A 23235-nucleotide genomic window follows, 5' to 3' on the forward strand; every position below is an offset into this window, starting at 1 on the left:
TTCCAATTGATAGAGCCAGGGGTAGGGCCGTACGGCACCGAACCGTACGTCCGATCAGCCGGCCGTCACGTACGCGCCTCGAGCAGCTCCGCAGCGACCGTAGCGCTGGCACGATAGTCCACCTTGCTCACGGGCGTGCGGGGGACTCGCTCCACGAGCAGGATGTCCTTGGGCACCTTGTAGGCGGAGATGAGGCTGCGACAGTGCTCGCGAAGGGCATCGGTCGAGGTCGCGGCGCCGTCGCGGAGCTGCACGAGAGCGGTGACCTGCTGGCCCCAGCGCTCGTGCGGGGTGCCGACGACCGCGGTGTCGAAGACGTCGGCATGACGCAGCAGGACCGACTCGACCTCCTCGGGGAAGACCTTCTCGCCGCCGGTGTTGATGCAGCCCGACCCGCGGCCGAGGACGGTGATCGAGCCGTCCTCCTCGCGCCGCGCGAAGTCGCCCGGGATCGACCAGCGCTGCCCGTCGACCTCCTTGAACGTCGCCGCGGTCTTCACCGGGTCGTTGTAGTAGCCCAGCGGGATCGACCCGGTGCGCGCGAGCATCCCGGTCTCACCCGGCGCGCACGGCACCATGTCGGTGTCGAAGACCTGTACGTCCATCCCGACCTGGAACTTCGGCGCGGCCTGGACGCCCTCGTTGCCGTCGTCGACCTGCATGCCGGCCGCCCCGGACTCCGAGGCGCCGTAGGAGTCGAGGATGTAGCGGCCCGGCAGTGCCTCCCGGAGCTGGGCGCGGACCCCCGCGGAGAGCGGGGCGGCGCCGTTGGAGACTGCGAACAGGCTGCTCAGGTCCCAGCGCTCCGGCTCGCGCAGGATCGCCTCGGCGACCGGGCGGCCCATGGCGTCGCCCAGGAAGGTGAGCGAGTTGACCCCGGCGGCCTGGACCAGGTCGAGGATCGTCTCGGGCGACCAGGTCGGCTCGGTGTAGAGCGAGACCGTGCAGCCGGCGACATGGCCGTTGCCCATGATCCACTGGCTGCCGCCGTGCATCATCGGGCCGCAGGCCAGCAGCACCATCGGCGACTCCTGCGCCGCGGCCTCCTGGGCGAGCTGCTCGACGGTGTCGAAGGGCGCTCCGAACCGGCTCGCGTTCATCGCGGCGCGGATGATGTCCTCCTGGCGCCACACGACGCCCTTCGGCATCCCGGTGGTGCCGCCCGTGTAGATGACGTAGCGGTCGTCGGCGCTGCGCTCGATATCGGGGCGCTCCTTGGAGGCGGCGGCGACCGCGGCGTCGTACTCCTCGCCCAGGACCAGCGTCGGGATGCCCAGGCCGAGCGCGGCGACCGCCTCGACGTGCTCCGGTCCGATGATCGCCGCGACCGCGTCGGAGTTGCGGTAGAGGTGGTCGAGCTCGTCGTGGAGGTACTTGTGGTTGATGTTGATCGGCACCGCCCGCGCCTTCATGCACCCGTAGAAGGCGTCGACCCACTCGATCCGGTTGCGGGAGTGGACGGCGACGTGGTCGCCGGGTTCGATGCCCTGCCCGAGGAGGTGGTTGGCCAGCCTGGTCGCGCGCTCGTCGATCTCGGCGAAGCTGTAGGCGTGTTCCATCGTGAACACGGCGGTGCGGTCGGGAATGGCGTCCGCCATCGCCTCGAGGATGTCGGGGAGAGTGATCGGGGTCACATCACCGAGTGTGACAACTAGAACGTGTTCTCGTCTAGGGAATGAGGTTCAAAACCTTCCAGGACGTACGCGGCGGTGATCACGTCATCGGGATCACGGGTGGGACAAGCCCGAATCGACACCGAGAAAGAACGATGATGGACGCCATCCGTTCAACTGACCCCGGAAGGCTCCGCGTGTGACCGACCCCCTGCTGCGAGGCGACCTCGCACCCGAGCCCCGGACCCTCGTCGACATCTTCCGGGCCACCGCGGCCCAGGTGCCCGACGAGCCGGCCGTCGACGCGGGCAACGGGCTGCTAACGTACGCCGAGCTCGAGGAGGCCGCCGACGGGCTGGCCGCCGAGCTCAACGCCGCCGGGATCGGGCCGGGGGACAAGGTCGGGCTGCGGATCGCGAGCGGCACCACCGACCTGTACGTCGCGATCCTCGGGATCCTCTGCGCGGGTGCCGCCTATGTGCCGGTCGACGCCGACGACCCCGAGGAGCGGGCCCGGCTGGTCTTCGGCGAGGCGCAGGCCGCCGCGGTCGTGACCAACGACCTGCGGGTCACACTGATTCCGATGGTCGGGCTTGGCGAGGTCGGTGAAAGCAGAGAGGCGCGTGAGCCGGAGGAGCCGTCGACCGACGACGACGCCTGGGTGATCTTCACCTCCGGGTCGACCGGCACCCCGAAGGGCGTCGCGGTGACCCATCGCAACGCCGCGGCGTTCGTCGACGCCGAGTCACGCCTCTTCCTCCAGGACGCCCCGATCGGGGTCGGCGACCGGGTGATGGCGGGCCTCTCGGTGGCCTTCGACGCGAGCTGCGAGGAGATCTGGCTGGCGTGGCGCTACGGCGCCTGTCTGGTCCCCGCGCCACGGGCGCTGGTGCGCTCCGGTGTCGACGTCGGTCCGTGGCTGGTCGCCAACCAGATCACCATCGTCTCGACGGTGCCCACGCTGGTCGCGCTGTGGCCGCCGTCCTCGCTCGACCGGGTCCGGCTGCTGATCACCGGCGGCGAGGCGATCCCGCCCGAGCTCGCTGCCCGCCTGGTCACGCCCGAGCGGGAGGTGTGGAACACCTACGGCCCGACCGAGGCGACGGTCGTGGCCTGCGGTGCCCGGCTGACCGCGGAGGGACCGGTACGCATCGGCCTCCCGCTCGACGGCTGGGACCTCGCCGTCGTCGACCCTGCCACGGGCCTCCCGGTCCCCGAGGGCGAGACCGGCGAGCTGATCATCGGCGGCGTCGGCCTGGCGCGCTACCTCGACGCGGCCAAGGACGCCGAGAAGTACGCCCCGATGCCCACCCTCGGCTGGGAGCGCGCGTACCGGTCCGGTGACCTGGTCGTCAACGATCCCGCCGGTCTGCTCTTCGGCGGGCGCGCCGACGACCAGATCAAGCTCGGCGGCCGGCGCATCGAGCTCGGCGAGATCGACAGTGCCCTGCTGCAGCTGGACGGGGTCGTCGGGGCCGCGGCAGCCGTGCGGAGGAGCGCCGCGGGCAACAGCCTGCTGGTCGGCTACGTCACCGTCGACGACACCTTCGACCAGTCGACTTCCGTCGCCCGGCTCAGGGCCGACATGCCCGCGGCCCTGGTGCCGCGGCTGGCCGTGGTCGACAGCCTCCCGACGCGTACGAGCGGGAAGGTCGACCGCGACGCACTGCCCTGGCCGCTCGCCTCGGCAGCGGGTTCGGGCGAGGGGCTCAGCGACACCGAGGCCTGGCTGGCCGGGCTGTGGAACGACGTCCTGGGCGCCGAGGTGTCCGGGCCGGCGGCGGACTTCTTCGACCTCGGCGGCGGCAGCCTGACCGCGGCCCAGATGGTCAGCCTGATCCGCGAACGCTTCCCCGAGGTCGCGCTCGGCGACATCTACGACCAGCCAAAGCTCGGGGCGCTCGCCACCTACATCGACGAGATGGGCAGCTCTGCCGCGCTCTCCGAGCACGAGGTGCCGGCCGTACGCCTCAAGACCCAGGTCGCTCAGGTGGTCGCCACGATCCTGCTGCGCTGCCTCGCGGCGCCGCGCTGGCTGACCTGGATCGCGCTCGGGACGACGCTCGCCCAGCCGTGGGCACCCTGGCTGCCCTCGCTCAGCTGGTGGATCCTCGTGCCGGCCGTGCTCGCCTTCCTGACCCCGCCGGGCCGGATGCTGCTCGCCGCGGGCGCCGCGCGGCTCATCCTGCGCGGCGTACGTCCGGGGGAGCACCCCCGCGGCGGCAAGGTCCATCTCCGGCTCTGGTTGGCGACGCACGCCGTCGACGAGCTGGGCGCCCACGGTCTCGCCGGGGCACCCTGGATGCTCTGGTACGCCCGGCTGCTCGGCGTGCGGATGGGCAAGAACGTCGACCTGCACAGCCTCCCGCCGGTCACCGGCATGCTCACCCTCGGCAAGGGCTGCTCGATCGAGCAGGAGGTCGACCTCTCCGGTCACTGGATCGAGGGCGACGTCCTCCATCTCGGTGAGGTCGAGGTGGGCGAACGGGCTCGGGTCGGGGCGCGGTCGACGCTGCTGCCCGGCGCCCGGGTCGGCGACGACGCCGAGGTCGGACCGGGGTCGGCGGTCTTCGGCGTGGTGCCGGCGGGCGAGTTCTGGTCGGGTTCGCCGGCGGCTCGTGCCGCGCGTGAGGCCCGCGGGCCGTGGCAGCCGCCCCAGGCTCGCGCCCAGGTCTGGATGCTCCTCTACGGGATCGCGGCCGGCGTCCTCGCTCTGCTTCCCGCGGTCGCCATCGGCGTCGGGGTGCTCGTCGGCGTCGCTCTCGCCGGCGTGCCCACCTCCTACACCGACATCGGGGCGCTGCTGGCCTGGAGTCCGGTGGCGGTGGCTGCCGGACTCGCCACCCTGGCGATGCTGATCTGGGCGGTGGTGCGGCTCGCCGGTCTGGCGATCGCCCCCGGCGTACATCCCGTACGCAGCCTGGCCGGTGTCGCGGTCTGGTCGACGATGCAGGTGCTCGACGAGGCCCGCACCTGGCTGTTCCCGCTCTACTCCTCGACGCTGACGCCACTGTGGCTGCGGGCGCTGGGCGCGAAGATCGGCAAGCACGTCGAGGCCTCGACGGTGCTGATGATACCCGGGCTGACGCAGGTCAACGACCAGAGCTTCCTGGCCGACGACACCCTGATCGGCGGCTACGAGCTCGGCGGCGGCTGGTTGCGGGTGGAGCGGGTGAAGATCGGCAAGCGGGCCTTCGTCGGCAACTCCGGCATGGCGGCGCCCGGCCGCAAGGTGCCGAAGGCGTCCCTGGTCGCCGTGCTCAGCGCGGCCCCGCGCCGCAAGCGCGCGCAGAAGGGCGAGAGCTGGCTCGGCTCGCCGCCGGCGCCGCTGCGCCGGGCGGTCGGCGAGGCCGACTCGGGACGTACCTATGACCCACCGGGACGTCTCAAGGTCGCACGGGCACTCGTCGAGCTGGCCCGGCTGGTGCCGCAGACGCTCGCGGTGCTGCTCTACGCCGGGGTGGCCTATGTGCTCGTCAGGATCTGGGAGGCCACGGATCTCCTCGTCGCGATCCTGGTCACCGGGCCGGTGCTCGCCGCCGCCGGAGCGGTCGCCGCCGGCATCACGGTGGCGGCGAAGTGGCTGCTCGTGGGCCGGATCCGGGCGGGGTCGCACCCGCTGTGGAGCTGGTTCGTGTGGGCCAACGAGCTGGCCGACACCTTCGTCGAGGTGCTCGCCGCGCCCTGGTTCACCGGCGCCGTGTCCGGGACGCCGGTGCTCAACCTCTGGTTCCGCGCACTCGGCGCGAAGATCGGCCGCGGCGTGTGGATTGAGACCCATTGGCTCCCCGAGACCGACCTCGTCGAGGTCGGCGACGGCGCCACGGTCAACGCCGGCACGGTGGTGCAGACCCACCTGTTCCACGACCGCGTCCTGGCCCTCGACGAGGTCGTCCTCCGGCGCGGCGCCACCCTCGGGCCCAACTCGGTGATCCTGCCCGCCGCCGCCATCGGCCGGCATGCGGTCGTCGGCCCGGTCTCGCTGGTCATGCGCGGAGAGAGCCTCCCGGACAAGACCCTGTGGATCGGCAACCCGATCGGTCCCTGGGACCAGGCCGGCTGAACGGATGCCTCTAACATGACCGCCGTGCCGAAGCTCCCCACAGCAGACCCCTACCTCTCAGGTCACGGGGACCTGTCGTGGAGCGCGACCCACTACGACCTCGAGCTCACCTACGATCTGGTCGGCAACCGGCTCGCGGGCACGGCGACGATCCGTGCCGTCGCCGTCGACGACCTCAGCCGCGTCGTCCTCGACCTCTCTCATCTGCGGGTGCAGAAGGTCGCGATCGACGGCCGCCCGCCGGCCAAGTGGTCCCACCACGCCCACCGCCTGGTACTGAACCTCCGCTCACGGATCGCGGCCGGCGAGGAGTTCGTGGTCACGGTCAGATACTCCGGCAAGCCTCGTCCGGTGGTGCTCTCGCACCACGGCGACGCCGGCTGGGAGGAGCTCGACGACGGTGTCATCGTCGCGGGTCAGCCGCATGGTGCGCCGACCTGGTTCCCCTGCAACGACCGCCCCTCCGACAAGGCCCGCTACGCGATCAGCGTGACCACCGCGCCGGGCTATGCGGTCGTCTCCAACGGCGAGCTGACCTCCCGCGTACGCCGCGGCAGCGGGGAGACCTGGCGCTACTGGCAGGCCGAGCCGATGGCGACCTATCTGGCCACGGTGCAGATCGGGCGCTACCGGGTCGTCGACATCGCGCCGGCCGAAGGGCCGGGCGGCCGGGTGCCGATCCGGGCAGCGTACCCGGTCGACGCCGCCGCCGGGTTCGAGGCCTCCTTCGGGCGCCAGCGGGAGATGATGGCCTACTTCACCTCGGTCTTCGGGCCCTATCCGTTCGCCTCCTACTCCGTCGTGGTCACCGACGACGAGCTCGAGATCCCGCTCGAGTCGCAGTCGCTGTCGACCTTCGGGCGCAACCACCTCACCGGCGAGTGGTCGGAGGTACGCCTCGTGGCCCACGAGCTCGCCCACCAGTGGTTCGGCAACGCGGTGACGCTGCGCGAGTGGCGCGACATCTGGCTGCACGAGGGTTTCGCCTGCTACAGCGAGTGGCTGTGGTCCGACGCCTCCGGCGGCCGTTCGTGCGGCGAGCACGCGCGCCACCACCACCGCCGGCTGTCCGCGCTGGCGCAGGACCTGGTCCTCGCCGACCCCGGTCCCGCGGACATGTTCGACGACCGCGTCTACAAGCGCGGCGCGCTCACCCTGCACGCGCTGCGGCGCACCGTCGGCGACGAGGCCTTCTTCACGATCCTGCGCACCTGGGTGGCCCGGCACAGCGGGGGATCGGTCACCACCGCCGACTTCGAGGCCCTCGCGGCCGAGGTCTGTGGCCGCGACCTCACCGCGCTCTTCGATGCCTGGCTGCGCCGGTCGGCGCTGCCCGACCTGCCCGCCTGATTGTCGCTCTGTCGTATTTTGGGGCTCGTGCCCGAGCTGACCTTCCGTGACGCCAACCTCGTAGACGTCGAAGCCCTGGTCGGGCTGATCGAGTCGGCCTACCGCGGCGACGCCTCCCGTGCCGGCTGGACCACCGAGGCGGATCTGCTCGCCGGCCAGCGCACCGACCCCGACGGCGTACGTGAGGTGATCACCGCTGCGGGGTCTCGCCTCCTCGTCGCCGAACGCGCCGGCGAGATGGTCGCCTGCTGCCAGCTGCAGAAGCGAGAGGCGTACGTCTATTTCGGCATGTTCTCCGTCTCGCCGCAGCTGCAGGGAGGCGGCGTCGGCAAGGCCGTCATGGCCGAGGCCGAGCGGATCGCGCGCGAGTGGGGCGCGGAGGAGATCCGGATGACCGTGATCCGCCAGCGCGAGGACCTGATCGCGTTCTACGAGCGGCGCGGGTTCGGGCGTACGGGACGCTTCGAGCCGTTCCCCTACGGCGACGAGCGCTTCGGTCGCCCGCTGCGTGACGACCTCGAGTTCGCCGAGCTCGCGAAGCCTCTCTGACCCGGCGTCGACCAGGCTCTGCCGAGCTGGGGCTTTCATGTCCTCTCAGGATCCCGAGGGATCCTGAATCGCGTGACCACGACCTCAGCCGAACCTGTCCGGGTGCTGCTCGTCGACGACGAGCCGGACGTGCGTACGAGCCTGAAGGGCGGCCTCGCCTTCGAGGGGTACGCCGTGACCACCGCCGCGGACGGGGGCGAAGCGCTCGGGCGGCTCTCCGAGGACGTACCCGACCTGGTGATCCTCGACATCGGGCTGCCCCACATCGACGGCCTGGAGGTGTGTCGGCGGGTGCGCTCACGGCACCTCGACGTACCGATCCTCCTGCTCACCGCCCGCGACGGCACCGAGGAGCGGGTGACCGGACTCGATGCCGGCGCCGACGACTATCTGGTCAAGCCGTTCGCCCTCGAGGAGCTGCTGGCCAGGATGCGTGCGCTGCTGCGCCGTAGGGGCGGGGCCGGGGACAGGCTGCTCCGCTTCGCCGGCATCGTCGCCGAACCCGCCCTGCGCGAGGTCACCGTGGACGAGCGCCGCGTGGACCTGACCCGCACCGAGTACGACCTGCTCGAGCTCTTCCTCCAGAACCCGCGCCGCGTGCTCTCCCGCGACACCATCCTTCGCGAGGTCTGGGGGCTGGACTTCGACTCCGGCTCCAACACTCTCGACGTCTTCGTCGGCTGCCTGCGCCGCAAGACCGAGGCCGGCGGCGGGCCCCGCCTGATCCACAACGTCCGTGGTGTCGGCTACGTCCTGAAGGAGCCGTCGTGAGGCAGTGGCCGATCCGGGCCCGGATCGCGCTGCTGTCGGCGGTGGTGGTGGCTCTGGCGATCGTGCTGGCGAGCGTGTTCGCGTGGACTGCCACCCGGGCCACCCTGCTACGCCAGATCGACAGCTCGCTCGGCGACCGGCTGCTCATCCGGGGCTCGATCGACGCGAACGGAACCCGGATCACGGCGCTCAGCGAGGGCCTGACCGAGCGGATGTGCGAGGACCCGCCGGCGCTGCCCCCGGAGCTGGAGGCCGAGGACGCACCAGTGCCGCAGGTGCAGCTGCTCAGGGGTGACGGATCGATCTGCCTGCTGGGGAAGAAGGAACGGCTGGTCGAGCCCAACGCCGAGGAGCTGGTGGTCGCCGCGTCCGGTCGCGGCGAGGTCGTCCGCGACACGACCACCGACCAGGGCACCCGGGTCAGGGTGCTGACCAAGGCGGTGGAGCCGGGGCTTGCCGCCCAGTCGGTGCGGTCGCTGGAGGAGGTCGACGCGACCCTGCGGAGCCTCGCCGGGCTGCTCGGCCTGGCCAGCCTGCTCGGGGTGCTGTTCGCGGCGTTCGCCGGCATGCTGCTGGCCCGCTATCTGGTGGGCCCGATCGAGCGGCTGACCACGGCCGCCGAGTACGTCGCCGCCACCGATGACCTCGACGTACCGCTCGACGTCGACAGCGCCGAGGGCTCCCGCGACGAGGTGGCCAGGCTGAGCAACGCCTTCCGCGCCATGATGACCCGGCTGGCCGGATCCCGGCGGCGCCAGCAGCAGCTGGTCGTCGATGCCGGACACGAGCTGCGGACCCCGGTGACGAGCCTGCGCACCAACGTCGAGTGGCTGATGCGGCTCGACGACAGCGGCCGCCCGCTGCCGCCCGAACAGAGGCGCCGGGTGGCGCAGGCCGTGCTGGGCCAGGTCGAGGAGCTCGCCGACCTGGTCACCGAACTGAGCCACATGGCCCGGGGCAACGGCGACAACGGCGACGATGCGGCGACGGGCCCGGTCCAGGTCGACGAGGTCGTGCTGCGAGCCGTCGAGCGCGTCCAGCGCCGCGACCCGGCGCGCCGTTTCGATCTCGATCTCGAGCCGCACCGGATCACCGGCGACCCGGCGGCCCTCGAGCGAGCGGTGGTCAACCTGCTCGACAACGCGCTGAAGTTCTCCGACGGGCCGGTCTCCGTCGTGGTTCGCGACGAGGAGGTGTACGCCGCCGACCGCGGCCCGGGCCTCTCGGACGCCGAGGCGACGCACGCCTTCGAGCGCTTCTGGCGCGCCGAGACCGACCGCGAGCTGCCCGGTTCGGGCCTGGGGCTGGCGATCGTCGCGGAGGTCGCCGCGCGCCACGGCGGCACGCCGTTCTTCCGCGCTCGCGAGGGCGGCGGGAGCGAGGTCGGCATCCGGTTCTCCAGCCGTCGCTGAGCTCTCTGAGTCTCTTCACGGACCTCTCAGGTTGCCCAGCGAAGACTCACAAAGCGGACTCCTAGCGTCGGCGTCATCCGAAGGACGGATGAGACGACCAGGAGGACGAGATGCGACGGATGACCGTGGCGATCGGTGCCGCGTTGTCGGCGATCACGCTGGCTGCGTGCGGCGGCGGCGCCGACGACGGTGGCGTGGCCACCCTCAGCGACAAGGACGCCGGCAGCTCGGCGAGCCCCTCGGCGAACGCCGAGGACGTCGAGCAGCAGTGGCTCGACTTCGCGGCCTGCATGCGGGAGAACGGCGTGGACATGCCCGACCCGGAGTTCACCGAGGACGGCGGCGTGCGGATCCAGGGGCAGGGCGGCAAGGGTGCGATGCCCGACCCCGAGGTCCGCGACAAGGCGATGAAGGCGTGCGAGGACAAGCGTCCCGAGGGCGGCATCGGAGGTCCGCGTGATCCCGAGGAGGTCCAGGAGATGCAGGACCGCGTGCTCGAGTTCGCCGCGTGCATGCGGGAGAACGGCGTGAACGTGCCCGACCCGGACTTCAGCGGCGGTGGCGTGATGATGCGGATGCCCGAGGGCATCGACCCCGAGGACCCGAAGGTGCAGGCCGCGGAGAAGAAGTGTGCCGAGGAGTCCGGCATGGACGAGATGCGGAAGGGCGGTTCCCAGTGAGCGCCACCCAGAAGGACGTCGACACCGAGACCAACGCCCCGGGGACGGCGCCGGAACCGAGGCCTGCCGGGTCGCGTCCGCCGCGTCGCCGCGGCCGGGGCCGGACGGTGCTGGTCGGCGCCACCGCGCTGCTGGTGGTCGCCGGGCTCGGGGTGGCCGGCTTCGCGGGCTACACCCGCCTGCTCGCCCCTGCCGAGGGGGCCGCGGAGGAGGCGCCGGCCTCGAGCACGGCGACCGTGGAGCGGCGTACCCTCGCCGACACCGAGCAGGTCAGCGGCACGCTGGAGTACGACGACTCCTTCGACGTCGTCAGCTCCGCCCAGGGCACGCTCACCGAGCTGCCGGAGGAGGGCAGCGTCCTGGAACAGGGCGATGTGGCGTACCGCGTCGACGACGTGCCGGTCATCCTGCTCACCGGGGCCACCCCGATGTGGCGGCCGCTCGACCTGGGCTCCGAGGACGCCAAGGACGTACGCCTCCTGGAACGCAACCTGAAGGAGATGGGCTACGACCCGGGCACCGTCGACAAGGACTTCACGGAGTCGACCCAGTCGGCCCTCTACGACTTCCAGTCCGACCACGGCCTGGAGGAGACCGGTACGGCCGACCCGGCCGACTTCGTGATCACCCCGGGAAAGATCCGGATCGGGGCACACAAGGCGACGCTCGGCCAGCAGGTCGGACCGGGCGGTGGCGCGGGGCTCTACCAGGCCGCCAGCACCGACCAGGTCGTCGCGGTCGGTCTCGACCCCGACTCCGAGGCGCTCGCCAAGGTCGGTGCCGCGGCGACCGTGACCCTGCCCAGCGGCAAGGAGGCGAAGGCGAAGATCACCTCGGTCGGCGCCTTGGAGCAGTCGACGGGCAACGAGGGCGAGACGACCTCGGTCATCCCGATCACCCTCACCCTCGATGATCCGAAGCTCGCCGAGGGGATGAGCCTGGCCACCGTGTCGGTCGACCTGACCAGCGAGACGAAGAAGGACGCCCTGGCGGTGCCGGTCACGGCCCTGGTCGCTCTGGCCGAGGGCGGGTTCGGTGTCCAGAAGGTCACCGGAGACACCGAGACGCTCACCGGCGTCGAGGTCGGGCTCTACGCCGACGGCTACGTCGAGATCACCGCAGGGCTGGCCGAGGGCGACACCGTGGCGGTGCCCGATGAGTGAGCGCACGAGCGTCCTGGAGATGCGCGACGTCCGCAAGAGCTACGGGGACCTGGAGGTCCTCCATGGCGTGAACCTGCAGGTCAGCGCCGGGGAGCAGGTCGCCATCGTCGGCCCCTCCGGCTCTGGGAAGTCGACCCTGCTGCACATCGTCGGCACCCTGGAACGTCCCACCAGCGGGGCGGTGGTGATCGACGGGTACGACACCACCGAGCTCTCCGAGGCCGAGCTGGCCGGGCTGCGTTCGCACCGTGTCGGTTTCGTCTTCCAGAGCTTCCACCTCATCGACGGGCTCTCCGCGACCGAGAACGTCGCCCAGGGCCTCCTCTACAGCGGCGTACGCCGCCCCGAGCGCACCCGCCGGGCCCGCGAGGTGCTGGAGCGGGTGGGCCTCGGCCATCGGCTCGACCACGACCCGCGGATCCTCTCCGGCGGCGAGCGCCAGCGGGTCGCGGTCGCGCGGGCGCTGCTCAACCGGCCGGCCATCGTCTTCGCCGACGAGCCCACCGGCAACCTGGACAGCCACTCCGGCGAGGAGGTGCTCAACCTCTTCGACGAGCTTCACCGCGACGGCACCACGATCGTCGTGATCACCCATGAGCACGAGGTCGCCGCCCGGATGGCCCGCCAGGTCGAGATCCGTGACGGCCTGATCACGCACGACTCCCAGGTGGTGGCCGCATGAGCCGCCGGCGTACGCGGGTCGAGCCGTCCCGGGTCTCGATCGCCGACCAGGCCCGCGCCGGAGGAAGGGCGCTGCGGGCGCGCAAGCTGCGCAGCCTGCTGTCCGCCTTCGGCATCGCGATCGGAGTGGCGACCGTCGTGGCCGTGCTCGGCATCTCCCGCTCGTCCCAGGCCGACCTGCTCGAGCAGCTGGACTCGCTGGGGACCAACCTGCTGGAAGCCAAGGCCGGGGAGGGGTTCGGGATGGGCGGTGACACCGCGATGCCCCAGAGCGCAGCCACCCAGGCGCGCAACATCGAGCCCGTCGAGGACGTCGCCCAGGTCACCGACCTGTCGACCGTTCCGCTGCGCAGCTCGCTGGCCGACCCCTACCGCACGAACGGACTCTCGGCGAAGGCCGCCACCCCCGACACCCTCGCCACCCTCGCGGGAGAGATGGCCGAGGGCCGGTTCCTCGACGCAGCGGTCGACGACTTCCCGGTCGTCGTGCTGGGATCGGTCGCCGCGGAACGGCTCGGGATCACCTCGGTCGGGAGCGGGGTCTCGGTCTGGATGGACGGACGGGCCTGGCAGGTCGTCGGCATCATGGAGCCGCTGCCGCTCTCCCCGGACCTGGACCGGGCGGCCCTCGTCGGCTACGACGCCGCGGAGGTCTATCTCGACGACGAGCTGGACCCCTCGCTGCTCTACGTGCGTACGGCTCCCGACGCGGTGGACGCGGTCAGCGGCGTACTCGCGGCTCAGGTCAATCCCGAGGCGCCCGAGAACGTCGACGTCTCGCGGCCCTCCGACGTGATCGCCGCCAAGGCGGCAGCCGAGGACGCCTTCACCTCGCTCTTCCTGGGCCTGGGCGCGGTCGCCCTGCTGGTCGGCGCGGTCGGCACGGCCAACGTGATGGTGATGTCGGTGCTCGAACGGCGCCGCGAGATAGGCCTGCGCCGGGCACTGGGTGCCACCGGACGCCACATCCGTACGCAGTTCCTGGTCGAGGCGGTGCTGCTCTCCCTGGCCGGCGGGGTACTGGGGGTGCTGGCCGGCGCCGTGGTCACCTTCGGGTACGCCCGGTGGAAGACGATCACCTTCGCGATGCCACCGGAGTCGGTCGGCTACGGCCTGGCTGCGGCGCTCCTCATCGGCATTCTGGCGGGCGTCTACCCGGCCGCGAGAGCCGCGCGGCTCTCGCCGACAGAGGCGTTGCGAGCGGCATGACCGGCACCCGTCGGCGCTTGCACTCGCAGGGGTCGAGTGCTAAACATGAGGCTGGCACTCTTACCATGAGAGTGACAACAACCGGACCGGTGACGTTGAGGCGTCGCGAGCGGCAGGGAAGGGTTCTGCCGGGAGTGGCGTCGTCCGTCGCGGGCAACCCATCGGACCGGATCCAACGAACTTCCCAAGTGAAGGATCGCAGGAGCAATGCCGAAGCTCATCGCTTTCAACGAGGAGGCCCGCCGGGGTCTGGAGAAGGGTCTCAACACCCTCGCCGACGCCGTCAAGGTCACCCTCGGTCCCAAGGGCCGCAATGTCGTGCTCGAGAAGAAGTGGGGTGCCCCCACGATCACCAACGATGGTGTTTCCATCGCCAAGGAGATCGAGCTCGAGGACCCCTACGAGAAGATCGGTGCCGAGCTGGTCAAGGAGGTCGCGAAGAAGACCGACGACGTCGCCGGTGACGGCACGACGACCGCGACCGTTCTCGCCCAGGCGCTGGTCCGCGAGGGCCTGCGCAACGTCGCCGCGGGTGCCAACCCGGCCGGCCTGAAGCGCGGCATCGAGGCGGCCGTCGACGCCGTCTCCGAGCAGCTGCTCGCGCAGGCCAAGGACATCGAGACCAAGGAGCAGATCGCTGCTACCGCCTCGATCTCCGCTGCTGACACCACCGTCGGCGAGATCATCGCCGAGGCGATGGACAAGGTCGGCAAGGAAGGCGTCATCACCGTCGAGGAGTCGAACACCTTCGGGCTCGACCTCGAGCTGACCGAGGGTATGCGCTTCGACAAGGGCTACATCTCGGCCTACTTCGTGACCGACCCGGAGCGTATGGAGACCGTCCTCGACGACCCGTACATCCTGATCGTCAACTCGAAGATCTCCAGCGTCAAGGACCTGATCCCGGTCCTGGAGAAGGTCATGCAGACCGGCAAGCCGCTGGTCATCCTGGCTGAGGACGTCGACGGCGAGGCTCTCTCGACGCTGGTCGTCAACAAGATCAAGGGCACCTTCAAGTCCGTCGCCGTCAAGGCTCCGGGCTTCGGTGACCGCCGCAAGGCCATGCTGCAGGACATCGCGATCCTCACCGGTGGTCAGGTCATCTCCGAGGAGGTCGGCCTCTCCCTGGAGACCGCCGGCATCGAGCTGCTCGGCCAGGCCCGCAAGGTCGTCATCACCAAGGACGAGACCACCATCGTCGAGGGTTCGGGCGACCAGGGTCAGATCGAGGGCCGGGTCAACCAGATCCGCGCCGAGATCGAGAAGTCGGACTCCGACTACGACCGCGAGAAGCTCCAGGAGCGCCTCGCCAAGCTGGCCGGCGGCGTGGCCGTCATCAAGGTCGGCGCGGCCACCGAGGTCGAGCTCAAGGAGCGCAAGCACCGCATCGAGGACGCCGTCCGCAACGCCAAGGCTGCTGTCGAGGAGGGCATCCTCGCCGGTGGTGGTGTCGCGCTGATCCAGGCCGCCGCCGCTGCCTTCGAGAAGCTCGAGCTCGACGGCGACGAGGCCACCGGTGCCTCGATCGTCAAGGCCGCCATCTCGGCGCCGCTGAAGCAGATCGCCATCAACGCCGGCCTCGAGGGCGGCGTCGTGGCGGAGAAGGTCGCCGGCCTCCCGCAGGGCCACGGCCTCAACGCCGCCACGGGTGAGTACGTCGACCTGCTGGCCGCGGGCATCATCGACCCGGCCAAGGTGACCCGCTCGGCGCTGCAGAACGCCGCGTCGATCGCCGCGCTGTTCCTCACCACCGAGGCCGTCGTGGCCGACAAGCCGGAGAAGGCCGCCGCTGGTGGCGACCCGACCGGTGGCATGGGTGACATGGGCGGCATGGGCTTCTGAGTCCGTCCCGTTAGCGCCACAAGAGGGCCCCTCCTTCGGGAGGGGCCCTCTTTGCGTTTCGGAAGTCGAGGTAGTCCCAGACGTTCGAGCCCATTACCGTCGAGTAGACGGGCCCGAACGTCTGGGACTACCTCGTACCGGGTCAGCTTGTCGGTGGTCGCTGACATGATCCCGCGGTATGACAGTCGAGGTGACGGTGCGGGACGAGACGACCGCGGGTGGCGTGTTGCAAGAGCTGGCGCTGCAGCTCGCTCGAGGGTGACGCGCGAGGTCGAAGATCGCAGCCACGTGACGACTGCGATCTTCGATCTGGGCGCTCCGCTCACGGGCGCGGGGCTACGCTCGACGGCATGAGCCCGAAGGCGATGGCGGCGCTGGCGATCTCGGCCGTGCTTCTCGCCGGGTGTGGTGGTGAGCCGACCGCCGCGCCGTCGTCTCGGGCAGCGAGCCCGACGGCCTCGTCGGCGCCTGCGACGCCGTCACCGAGCCCGTCGGAGAAGCTGCCGCCGGTGACCGACAAGGTCTCGCTCCCGCAGCTGATGCGAGAGGACTTCCCGGGCGGGGAGGTGAAGGTGCTGCGGGAGTCGGGGAGCACGGATGCCTACCGGCGCTTCGAGATCAGCTACCCGAGCGGTCCGCTGACGATCACCGGGGTGCTCTTCCGGCCGCGGGGCGCCGGGCCGTTCCCCGGAGTCGTCTTCGCGCACGGCCACATCGACACCGACATCTACGTCACCGGTCAAGGGCTGATGCGGGAGCAGGACCGGCTGGCGCGGGAGGGCTACGTCGTCCTGCACACCGACTACCGCGGCCACGCCGGATCGTCCCCCATCCCGGAAGGAACCGAGGAGGACGAGAGCCGGCTCGGCTACACCCGGGACACCATCAACGCCGTCCAGGCAATGAAGCGACTTCCGTACGTCGATCCCGACCGCACCGCGCTGCTCGGCCGCTCCATGGGCGGGGGAGTGGTGATGAACGCGCTGGTCGCCCAGCCGGGGCTGGTGCGGGCGGGGGTGACGTACGCGTCGGTCTCCTCCGACATCGTCGACAACATCAACCGGTGGGCGGTGCCGTCGCGTCCCGACGAGGTGGCCCGGCTCTATCGGCAGTACGGCGATCCCGAGACGGAGCCGGAGTTCTGGGAGGGGCTGTCGGCGCGGACGTACTTCGACCGCATCGAGGTCCCGGTCCAGATGCATCACGGGACCAATGACGAGTCCTGCCCGATCCGGTGGGCCTACACCACCCGGGACCTGATGGAGACCGCAGGTGTGCGCCAGCGGCTGTGGGTCTACCCCGGCGAGCAGCACGCCTTCGGGCCGCAGTGGGACCTCTCGATCCGGCGGGTCATCGGGTTCCTCGATCGTCATCTGGCATGACCTGACCAGGCGATCAGGAGGGGCCCAGCGGTCCCATCCTTTTGGGGACTTTCGACACTGTCTCGACAACAGCTCGGTAACGCAACATTGGTGCTCCACACAGTGGCCGACTGCGGGGAAGCGTCTGGATCTGGGGGGCTTTGAAGCCCAAGGGAATATCCGGGTGAAGTTCTGCAGCGGCGGGCGGGGTCAGGGCTCTTCGAAGCCAGGGCCCCGCCTGCGTGTGTCGACCCGAGTGTGTCCGACGGGTCCACAGACGCCGCCCAGTGATGAGGCATGATGTTGGCATGAGCATCGACGTCGAGCCGAAGACCGGGATGCAGCCGCCACGGTCACCGTGGCGTTGGGTCGCAGCCGTGATCGCCGCCGCGGTCGTGCTCGTCGCGATCGTCGCCTCCTTCGGCTTGCTCAACTCCGACGACACTGCTGAGGACCCCGATGCCGCACCTCCGTCGCCGACCGCGACGGTCACCGAGACCGCGCCGGTCCCCTCGTCATCCGCCCCAGCCGGTGGCGCCGGGGCGACCGAGCTGACCGTCGTCGCGGACGCCGCCCGATGCATCCCGCCGACCTCGAAGTGGCTCTCCCAGAACGCTGCCCTCGCCTTCGAGGGCACCGCGGAGAGCGTGACCGAGAGCGAGGCCGTGCTGCGGGTGAAGACGTGGATGTACGCGGACGGCGTCGGTGGCACCGACACCGTCCGGATCACGCTGCCTGCGCCGAGCACGATCCCGATGCCCGAGTTCGAGAAGGGCAAGAACTACCTCGTCGCGGCCAAGGGTGATGCCAAGGTCATCGGGTGTGGCTACAGCGACGTCAAGAGCGCGAAGCTGCAGAAGCTCTACACCGCCGCGTTCAAGTGACGATGGTCGCCGGCCTGCTCCTGGCCGCCGGCGCGGGTCGGCGGATGGGCATGCCCAAGGCGCTGGTCGACGACTGGCTGGTGCGGTCGATCGAGGTGCTGCGTGAAGGCGGCTGTGACGACGTACTCGTCGTGCTCGGCGCCGCCGCCGACGAGGCGCGGGCGTTGCTCCCGGCCGATCAGCGGGTCGTCGTCGCCGAGGACTGGGACGAGGGGATGGGAGCGTCGCTGCGGGTCGGCCTGGGGGCGCTCGGGCCGGATGCCGAGGTGGCCGTGGTTCATCTCGTGGACCTGCCGGACGTGGGCCCGGATGTGGTCTCTCGGGTGCTCTCTTCAGCCTCGACAACGGGCTCGACCGCGGGTCTGGCGAGGGCGGCGTACGCCGGGGTTCCGGGTCACCCGGTGCTGATCGGGCGCGACCACTGGGCGGGGGTCATCGAGGCAGCCGTCGGCGACCAGGGCGCCCGGGGCTACCTGAAGACCCACGACGTACGCCTGGTGGAGTGCGGCGACCTGGCGGGCGGGAACGACGTCGATCGGCGCTGAACGAAAATTCGTTCGTCCCCTCATAGGAGGTTGTCCAACCCTGAGCCAACGCTTCGCGTTCTAGGCTCAGGTCATGGACCTGACGCCCCAGGAGATCGCTGACCGCCTGGCGGCGACCGGATACCTGGCCGACCCGGAGCTGGCGACGGTGACGTTCCTCGCGCTGCGGATGCAGCGGCCGCTGCTGCTCGAGGGTGAGCCCGGGACCGGGAAGACCGCACTCGCGGAAGCCGTCGCCGAGGCGCTCGACCTGCCGCTGGTGAGGCTGCAGTGTTACGAGGGGATCGACGCCACCCAGGCGCTCTACGACTGGGACTTCGCCCGCCAGATCCTGCACCTGCGTGCCCTGGAGGCCGCCGGAGGCGCGGGGGAGGTGGAGGAGGCCGAGAAGTCCCTCTACGACGAGCGGTTCCTGCTCGCCCGCCCGGTGCTGGCGGCGCTGCGCCAGGCTCCGTCGGTGCTGCTCGTCGACGAGGTCGACCGGGCCGACGACGAGTTCGAGGCGTTCCTGCTCGAGGTGCTGTCCACCTACCAGGTGACGATCCCGGAGTTCGGGACAGTAGCGGCGACGGTCCCACCCGTCGTCGTGCTCACCTCCAACCGCACCCGCGAGCTCCACGACGCCCTCAAGCGCCGCTGCCTCTACCACTGGATCGACCACCCGGGCCTGGCCCGCGAGGTCGAGATCGTACGCAGCCGAGCCCCCGAGGTCGCCGACGAGCTCGCCCGTCAGGTGGTCACCGTCGTCCAGCAGCTGCGCGGCGCCGAGGGCGCGAACGCCCTGCTCAAGCCCCCAGGCGTCGCCGAGACCCTCGACTGGGCGCGCGCCCTGCACCACCTCGGAGTCGCTGAGATGGACCTGGAGAGCGCCGCCGCCACGCTCGGCGCGCTCGTCAAGCACCGCGAGGACGCCGACCGCGTCCGGGCGGCACTGGACCGGCTGCTGGCATGACAGCACACGAGGCTCCCGAGATCCTGCTCGGCTTCACCCGAGCGCTCAGAGCGGCCGGGGTGCAGGTGACCCAGGACCGCGCCCACGGCTTCCTGCAGGCGACCGCGATCCTCGACGCCGGCGACCCGACCGCCACCTACACCGCCGGACGGGCGACGCTGTGCGCCGGCCCGGACGACCTGCGCCGCTACGACCAGGTCTTCGAGGCCTGGTTCGGGTCGACCGCGACGCTGCCGGGACCACAGGGGCCACCGCGTGCGGTCTCGATCACCTCCGCGCCGCCCGAGACGGAGCCGCAGGAGGGCGAGGGAGAGGGCGAGGAGACCGACGACCTCATCAGGGCACGCGCCAGCGAGATCGAGACCCTGCGCCATCGCGACGTCGCCGACCTGAACCCGGCCGAGCAGGAGCGAGTGGCAGCGCTCATCGCCCGGCTGCGGCCCCGGGCGCCACGACGGAGGACGCCAAGGCAGGACCCCTGGCGGCGAGGGCGCGTCGACGCCCACCGCACCCTGCGGGCCAGCCTGCGGCACCTCGGCGAGCCCGCCGGGATCCACTACCGCAGGCGTGGCGAGCGGCCGCGGCGGGTCGTGTGGCTGGTCGACGTGTCCGGGTCGATGAGCTCCTACGCCGACGTGCTGCTGCGGGTCGCCCACCGGGTGCTCTCGACGACCGGGAGCGGCGCGGTGTTCACGATGGGCACCAGGCTCACCAACGTCACCCGCGCGCTGCGCCACCGCGACCCCGACCGTGCGCTCGTCGCGGCCGGCGAGACGGTGCCCGACTGGTCGGGTGGGACCCGGCTCGGTGACAACCTGCAGGCGTTCCGGCGGCGACATCAGGGTCTGGCCAGAGGCGCGGTAATGGTCATCGCGAGCGACGGCTGGGAGCGCGGCGACACCGCGCTCCTGGAGGAGCAGGCGGCGAGGCTGCATCGCCTCGCCCACCGCGTGGTGTGGGCCAACCCACACCGTGGCAAGGTTGGATATGAACCACTGCAGCGAGGCATCGTCGCGGTGCTGCCGCACGTGGACGACTTCGTCGCCGGACATTCCCTGGCGACGTACGAGGATCTGGTGGAGGTGATCGCGCGTGCGTGACGTACTCGACGATCTGATGAAGTGGTGGGAATCCGGCGAGACCGTGGCGGTGGCCACCGTGGTGGCGACGTTCCAGTCAGCCCCGCGGCCGCCGGGCGCCTCGATGCTCGTCGGTCCCGACGAGAGTGCGGTCGGCTCGGTCTCCGGCGGCTGTGTCGAAGGCGCCGTCTACGAGGTCGCCCGCGAGGTCGCCGAGACTGGCGTCCCGGAGCTCAACCGTTACGGCGTCTCCGACGACGACGCCTTCGCAGTAGGGCTGACCTGCGGCGGCATCCTCGACGTCTTCGTCGAGAAGGTGTCCCAGGAGACCTTCCCGGAGCTCGGCGAGCTCGCCGAGGACGTACGCAGCGGCAGTCCCGTCGCCCTGGCGACCGTCATCGAGCACCCCGACCCCGAGATCCTCGGCCGCCGCGTCCTCATCCGCCCCGAAGGGGTCAAGGGGTCGCTGGGCAGCGCCCGGATGGACGACGCCGTCCACGACGACGCGCTCGGTCTGCTCGCTCACGGCACCAACCAGACACTGTCCTACGGGATCGACGGCGAGCGGCGCGGCGAAGGCATGCGGGTCTTCGTCTGGTCCTTCGCGCCCAAGCCCCGGATGCTCGTCTTCGGGGCGATCGACTTCGCCGCCGCTGTCGCTCGCGTCGGTGCCTTCCTCGGCTATCACGTCACCGTCTGCGACGCCCGCCCGGTCTTCGCGACCAACTCGCGCTTCCCCTCGGCCGACGAGGTCGTCGTCGACTGGCCCCACCGCTTCCTGACCCAGGAGGTCGAGGCGGGCCGCATCGACCAGCGCACCGTGATCGCCGTCCTCACCCACGACCCGAAGTTCGACGTACCTCTCCTCGAGGTCGCCCTCCGCCTCCCCGACATCGCCTACGTCGGCGCGATGGGCTCGCGCCGCACCCATGACGACCGTCTTGCCCGCCTGGTCGACGCCGGTCTCACCGACGAGGAGATCGCCCGGCTGAGCAGCCCCATCGGCCTCGACCTCGGCGCCCGTACGCCGGAGGAGACCGCCATCTCCATCGCCGCCGAGATCATCGCCGGCCGCTGGGGCGGGTCGGGCGAGCGCCTGGCCACCACCGAGGGCCGCATCCACCAGGACGTGGAGTACCGCTGAGTGGGTGTCCGGGGCGGCTCTACAGCTCCTTCTCGTAGTAGAGCGCCCGCGGACCGGAGCCGCGCCCCTCGTGGTTGTCGAAGCCGAACTTCTCGTACAGCGCACGGGCCGAGATGTCGTCCTCGCTCGTCCCCAGGTCCATGTACGTCGCGCCGCGGGCCTTCGCCTCGTCGATGATCGCCTGCAGCAGGATGGTGCCGAGGCCGTGCCCGCGGCGGTCGGGCACGATGTAGAGCTCGGCGAGGTAGGCCTCGAGTTCGTCGGCGGTGGTCTGCAGGCGGAAGCGGGTGATGCCGTGGCCGACCGCGGGGTCGCCCATCAGCATCACGGTCGTGTCCCCACTCTCGACGAGCCGGCTGAAGTGCCGGGCGAGCTCGTCGACGGGCGGGGCGGGGTAGGCGTACTCGGTGTTGAAGTCGACCTGCAGTCTGGCCGCGGTCTCGAAGTCGGCCCAGGTCGTGGCTGTGCGCGTGGTCATGCACCCACTGTGACACCGCCGCCCGAACGCTGCGGCGCCTGTGATCGGAGTGCGTACGGAGCGGGTACCACCGAGGGGATCGTGAGGCACGTCACAGGGTGCTACCTTGGCAGAACCGAGCCTCAATGGGCCGAGCTCCAAAGGGGGAGTGATGGTTCGTAGCGATCTGCAGGAGCGCCGTATCAGCGCGGCGCGGGCGTGGACCGCCTTCGTGGAGAGCGGCGATGCCGCCGAGGACTTCGTCCGGCCCGAGATCCTGAGCAGCTGGACGCGCTCGGCGACGACCGTCAGGACGGACGTACGCGAGGCGCCGCTGGCCGATGAGGACGAGACCCGCGAGATGTGGCGCGGCTCCCCGCTCCAGGTGGCGGTCGAGCGGGTCGAGGAGGAGCTGCGGTGCACCGCCGACGACGGCGACCTGGTCATCGCGGTGACCGACCCCGACACCCGGGTGCTGTGGACGTACGGCGGCCGGGTGATGCGGCGGAAGGCGGAGTCGGTCAACTTCGTGCCGGGCGGCCGCTGGGACGACGAGAGCGCCGGCACCAACGCGCTCGACCTCGCCAACCGCACCAACTCGCCGTCGATGGTCTTCGGCCCCGAGCACTACGCCGAGGTCGTGCACAACTGGGTCTGCTGGGCCGCGCCGCTCCACGACCCCGTCACCGGCAAGCACCTCGGTGTCCTCGACCTCTCCACCACCTGGGACCGCACCCATCCGATCGGGCTGGCCACCGCCCGGGTGATGGCGCGGCTCATCGAGAGCGCACTGCCGAAGATGCCGACCCAGCGTGACAGCGACGAGGCGATCGAGCAGCCGGGGCTGGTGCTGACGCTGCTCGGCACCGCCGAGACCTGGCTCGACGGGCAGCGGCTGCTGCTCAACCGCCGCCAGACCGAGATCCTCGCCCTGCTCGCGCTCCACCCCGAGGGTCTCTCGCTGGAGCGGCTGCACGCGATGGTCTACGGCGACCAGGCGGTCACTTTCTCGACGCTCAAGGCGGAGGTCTCCCACCTGCGCCACGCCCTCGGCGGCCAGGTCGCATCGCGGCCCTACCGCCTGCTGATGCCGGTCGCGACCGACGTCGAGCAGGTGCTCGCCCTGGTCCGGCACGGCCGGGTGGCCGCTGCTGTGGAGGCGTACGGCGGTGATCTTCTGCCCGGCACCAACAGCCCGGCACTCGCCGAGATGGCCGAGTACGTCGCGGTCGCGCTGCGCGAGGCGCTGATCGCCGACCCGCAGCCCGACGCGGTGCTGAGCTACAGCGAGCTGGCTCCGTACGACACCGAGGTCGTCGACGTCTGTCTGCGCCACCTGGGCGGCAGTGCGCACCCCGCGTTGCCCCTGCTCAGGGCACGCTTGGCTGCCAGCCGCTGACCAAGAACGGGTACGCCACCCGAGCAGCCAACCGACGCCCAACCCTGCGCGTCCTAGTGTGATCTGGCCCACACAGCTTTC

Annotated in this window: 19 protein-coding genes; 17 read left to right on the forward strand and 2 right to left on the reverse strand. The window is 71.0% G+C overall.

Translation table 11 applies throughout. The features are described 5' to 3' along the window. Positions 1 to 65 precede the first annotated feature (65 nt). Entirely contained in the window at positions 66 to 1634 is a 1569-nt protein-coding gene (locus ACW14X_RS18750; protein WP_457162935.1) for an AMP-binding protein, read from the reverse strand. A gap of 178 nt (positions 1635 to 1812) precedes the next feature. Between ACW14X_RS18750 and ACW14X_RS18755 the strand changes: the two genes are divergently transcribed. The 16 genes from ACW14X_RS18755 (at position 1813) to ACW14X_RS18830 (ending at position 21298) form a co-directional block, all read left to right on the forward strand. Further along, complete coding sequence (locus ACW14X_RS18755; RefSeq protein ID WP_457162936.1) at positions 1813 to 5676, forward strand: Pls/PosA family non-ribosomal peptide synthetase; 3864 nt, start codon at positions 1813 to 1815, stop codon at positions 5674 to 5676. A 15-nt stretch (positions 5677 to 5691) separates the two neighbouring features. Continuing rightward, on the forward strand, positions 5692 to 7026 hold the full coding sequence (locus ACW14X_RS18760) for a M1 family metallopeptidase (protein ID WP_457162937.1): 1335 nt from the start codon (positions 5692 to 5694) through the stop codon (positions 7024 to 7026). A 27-nt stretch (positions 7027 to 7053) separates the two neighbouring features. Then, a complete protein-coding gene (locus ACW14X_RS18765) occupies positions 7054 to 7575 on the forward strand; it encodes a GNAT family N-acetyltransferase (protein ID WP_457162938.1) in 522 nt (173 codons plus the stop codon). 72 nt (positions 7576 to 7647) lie between these two features. Continuing rightward, entirely contained in the window at positions 7648 to 8346 is a 699-nt protein-coding gene (locus ACW14X_RS18770; RefSeq protein ID WP_160026872.1) for a response regulator transcription factor, read from the forward strand. Further along, positions 8343 to 9758, forward strand: coding sequence for an ATP-binding protein (locus ACW14X_RS18775; RefSeq protein WP_457162939.1), 1416 nt, complete (start codon positions 8343 to 8345; stop codon positions 9756 to 9758). Before ACW14X_RS18770 ends, ACW14X_RS18775 begins: the two co-directional genes overlap by 4 nt. A gap of 110 nt (positions 9759 to 9868) precedes the next feature. Beyond that, positions 9869 to 10438, forward strand: coding sequence for a hypothetical protein (locus tag ACW14X_RS18780; protein ID WP_457162940.1), 570 nt, complete (start codon positions 9869 to 9871; stop codon positions 10436 to 10438). Beyond that, complete coding sequence (locus ACW14X_RS18785; RefSeq protein ID WP_160026875.1) at positions 10435 to 11601, forward strand: peptidoglycan-binding protein; 1167 nt, start codon at positions 10435 to 10437, stop codon at positions 11599 to 11601. Before ACW14X_RS18780 ends, ACW14X_RS18785 begins: the two co-directional genes overlap by 4 nt. Then, positions 11594 to 12283 carry an ABC transporter ATP-binding protein gene (locus ACW14X_RS18790; protein WP_160026876.1) on the forward strand — a complete coding sequence of 230 codons (690 nt, stop codon included), beginning with the start codon at positions 11594 to 11596 and terminating at the stop codon, positions 12281 to 12283. The genes ACW14X_RS18785 and ACW14X_RS18790 overlap by 8 nt, the downstream gene beginning before the upstream one ends. Then, positions 12280 to 13491 (forward strand): ABC transporter permease, encoded by a 1212-nt coding sequence (locus tag ACW14X_RS18795; protein ID WP_457162941.1) that lies wholly within the window; start codon positions 12280 to 12282, stop codon positions 13489 to 13491. Before ACW14X_RS18790 ends, ACW14X_RS18795 begins: the two co-directional genes overlap by 4 nt. A 207-nt stretch (positions 13492 to 13698) precedes the next feature. After that, positions 13699 to 15333, forward strand: coding sequence for a chaperonin GroEL (gene groL, locus ACW14X_RS18800; protein ID WP_160026878.1), 1635 nt, complete (start codon positions 13699 to 13701; stop codon positions 15331 to 15333). A gap of 350 nt (positions 15334 to 15683) precedes the next feature. After that, on the forward strand, positions 15684 to 16715 hold the full coding sequence (locus ACW14X_RS18805) for an alpha/beta fold hydrolase (protein WP_457162942.1): 1032 nt from the start codon (positions 15684 to 15686) through the stop codon (positions 16713 to 16715). Positions 16716 to 17002: 287 nt separating this feature from the next. Further along, positions 17003 to 17578 (forward strand): hypothetical protein, encoded by a 576-nt coding sequence (locus ACW14X_RS18810; protein ID WP_457162943.1) that lies wholly within the window; start codon positions 17003 to 17005, stop codon positions 17576 to 17578. Between the two features lie 2 nt (positions 17579 to 17580). Further along, a complete protein-coding gene (locus ACW14X_RS18815) occupies positions 17581 to 18123 on the forward strand; it encodes a nucleotidyltransferase family protein (RefSeq protein ID WP_457166074.1) in 543 nt (180 codons plus the stop codon). 73 nt (positions 18124 to 18196) lie between these two features. Beyond that, entirely contained in the window at positions 18197 to 19075 is an 879-nt protein-coding gene (locus ACW14X_RS18820) for an AAA family ATPase (protein WP_160026884.1), read from the forward strand. Continuing rightward, on the forward strand, positions 19072 to 20175 hold the full coding sequence (locus tag ACW14X_RS18825; protein ID WP_457162944.1) for a vWA domain-containing protein: 1104 nt from the start codon (positions 19072 to 19074) through the stop codon (positions 20173 to 20175). Before ACW14X_RS18820 ends, ACW14X_RS18825 begins: the two co-directional genes overlap by 4 nt. Continuing rightward, the gene (locus tag ACW14X_RS18830) at positions 20168 to 21298 is read left to right on the forward strand and encodes an XdhC family protein (RefSeq protein ID WP_457162945.1); all 1131 of its coding nucleotides are present in this window, start codon (positions 20168 to 20170) and stop codon (positions 21296 to 21298) included. Before ACW14X_RS18825 ends, ACW14X_RS18830 begins: the two co-directional genes overlap by 8 nt. 19 nt (positions 21299 to 21317) lie before the next feature. Here ACW14X_RS18830 and ACW14X_RS18835 read toward each other — a convergent pair whose 3' ends face one another. Continuing rightward, positions 21318 to 21776, reverse strand: coding sequence for a GNAT family N-acetyltransferase (locus ACW14X_RS18835; RefSeq protein WP_160026890.1), 459 nt, complete (start codon positions 21774 to 21776; stop codon positions 21318 to 21320). A gap of 151 nt (positions 21777 to 21927) precedes the next feature. Here ACW14X_RS18835 and ACW14X_RS18840 point away from each other — a divergent pair, with 151 nt between their 5' ends. Then, positions 21928 to 23154 (forward strand): helix-turn-helix domain-containing protein, encoded by a 1227-nt coding sequence (locus ACW14X_RS18840; RefSeq protein ID WP_160026892.1) that lies wholly within the window; start codon positions 21928 to 21930, stop codon positions 23152 to 23154. Positions 23155 to 23235: the final 81 nt, after the last annotated feature.

The sequence above is a fragment of the Nocardioides sp. YJ-D4 genome, from assembly GCF_054031495.1.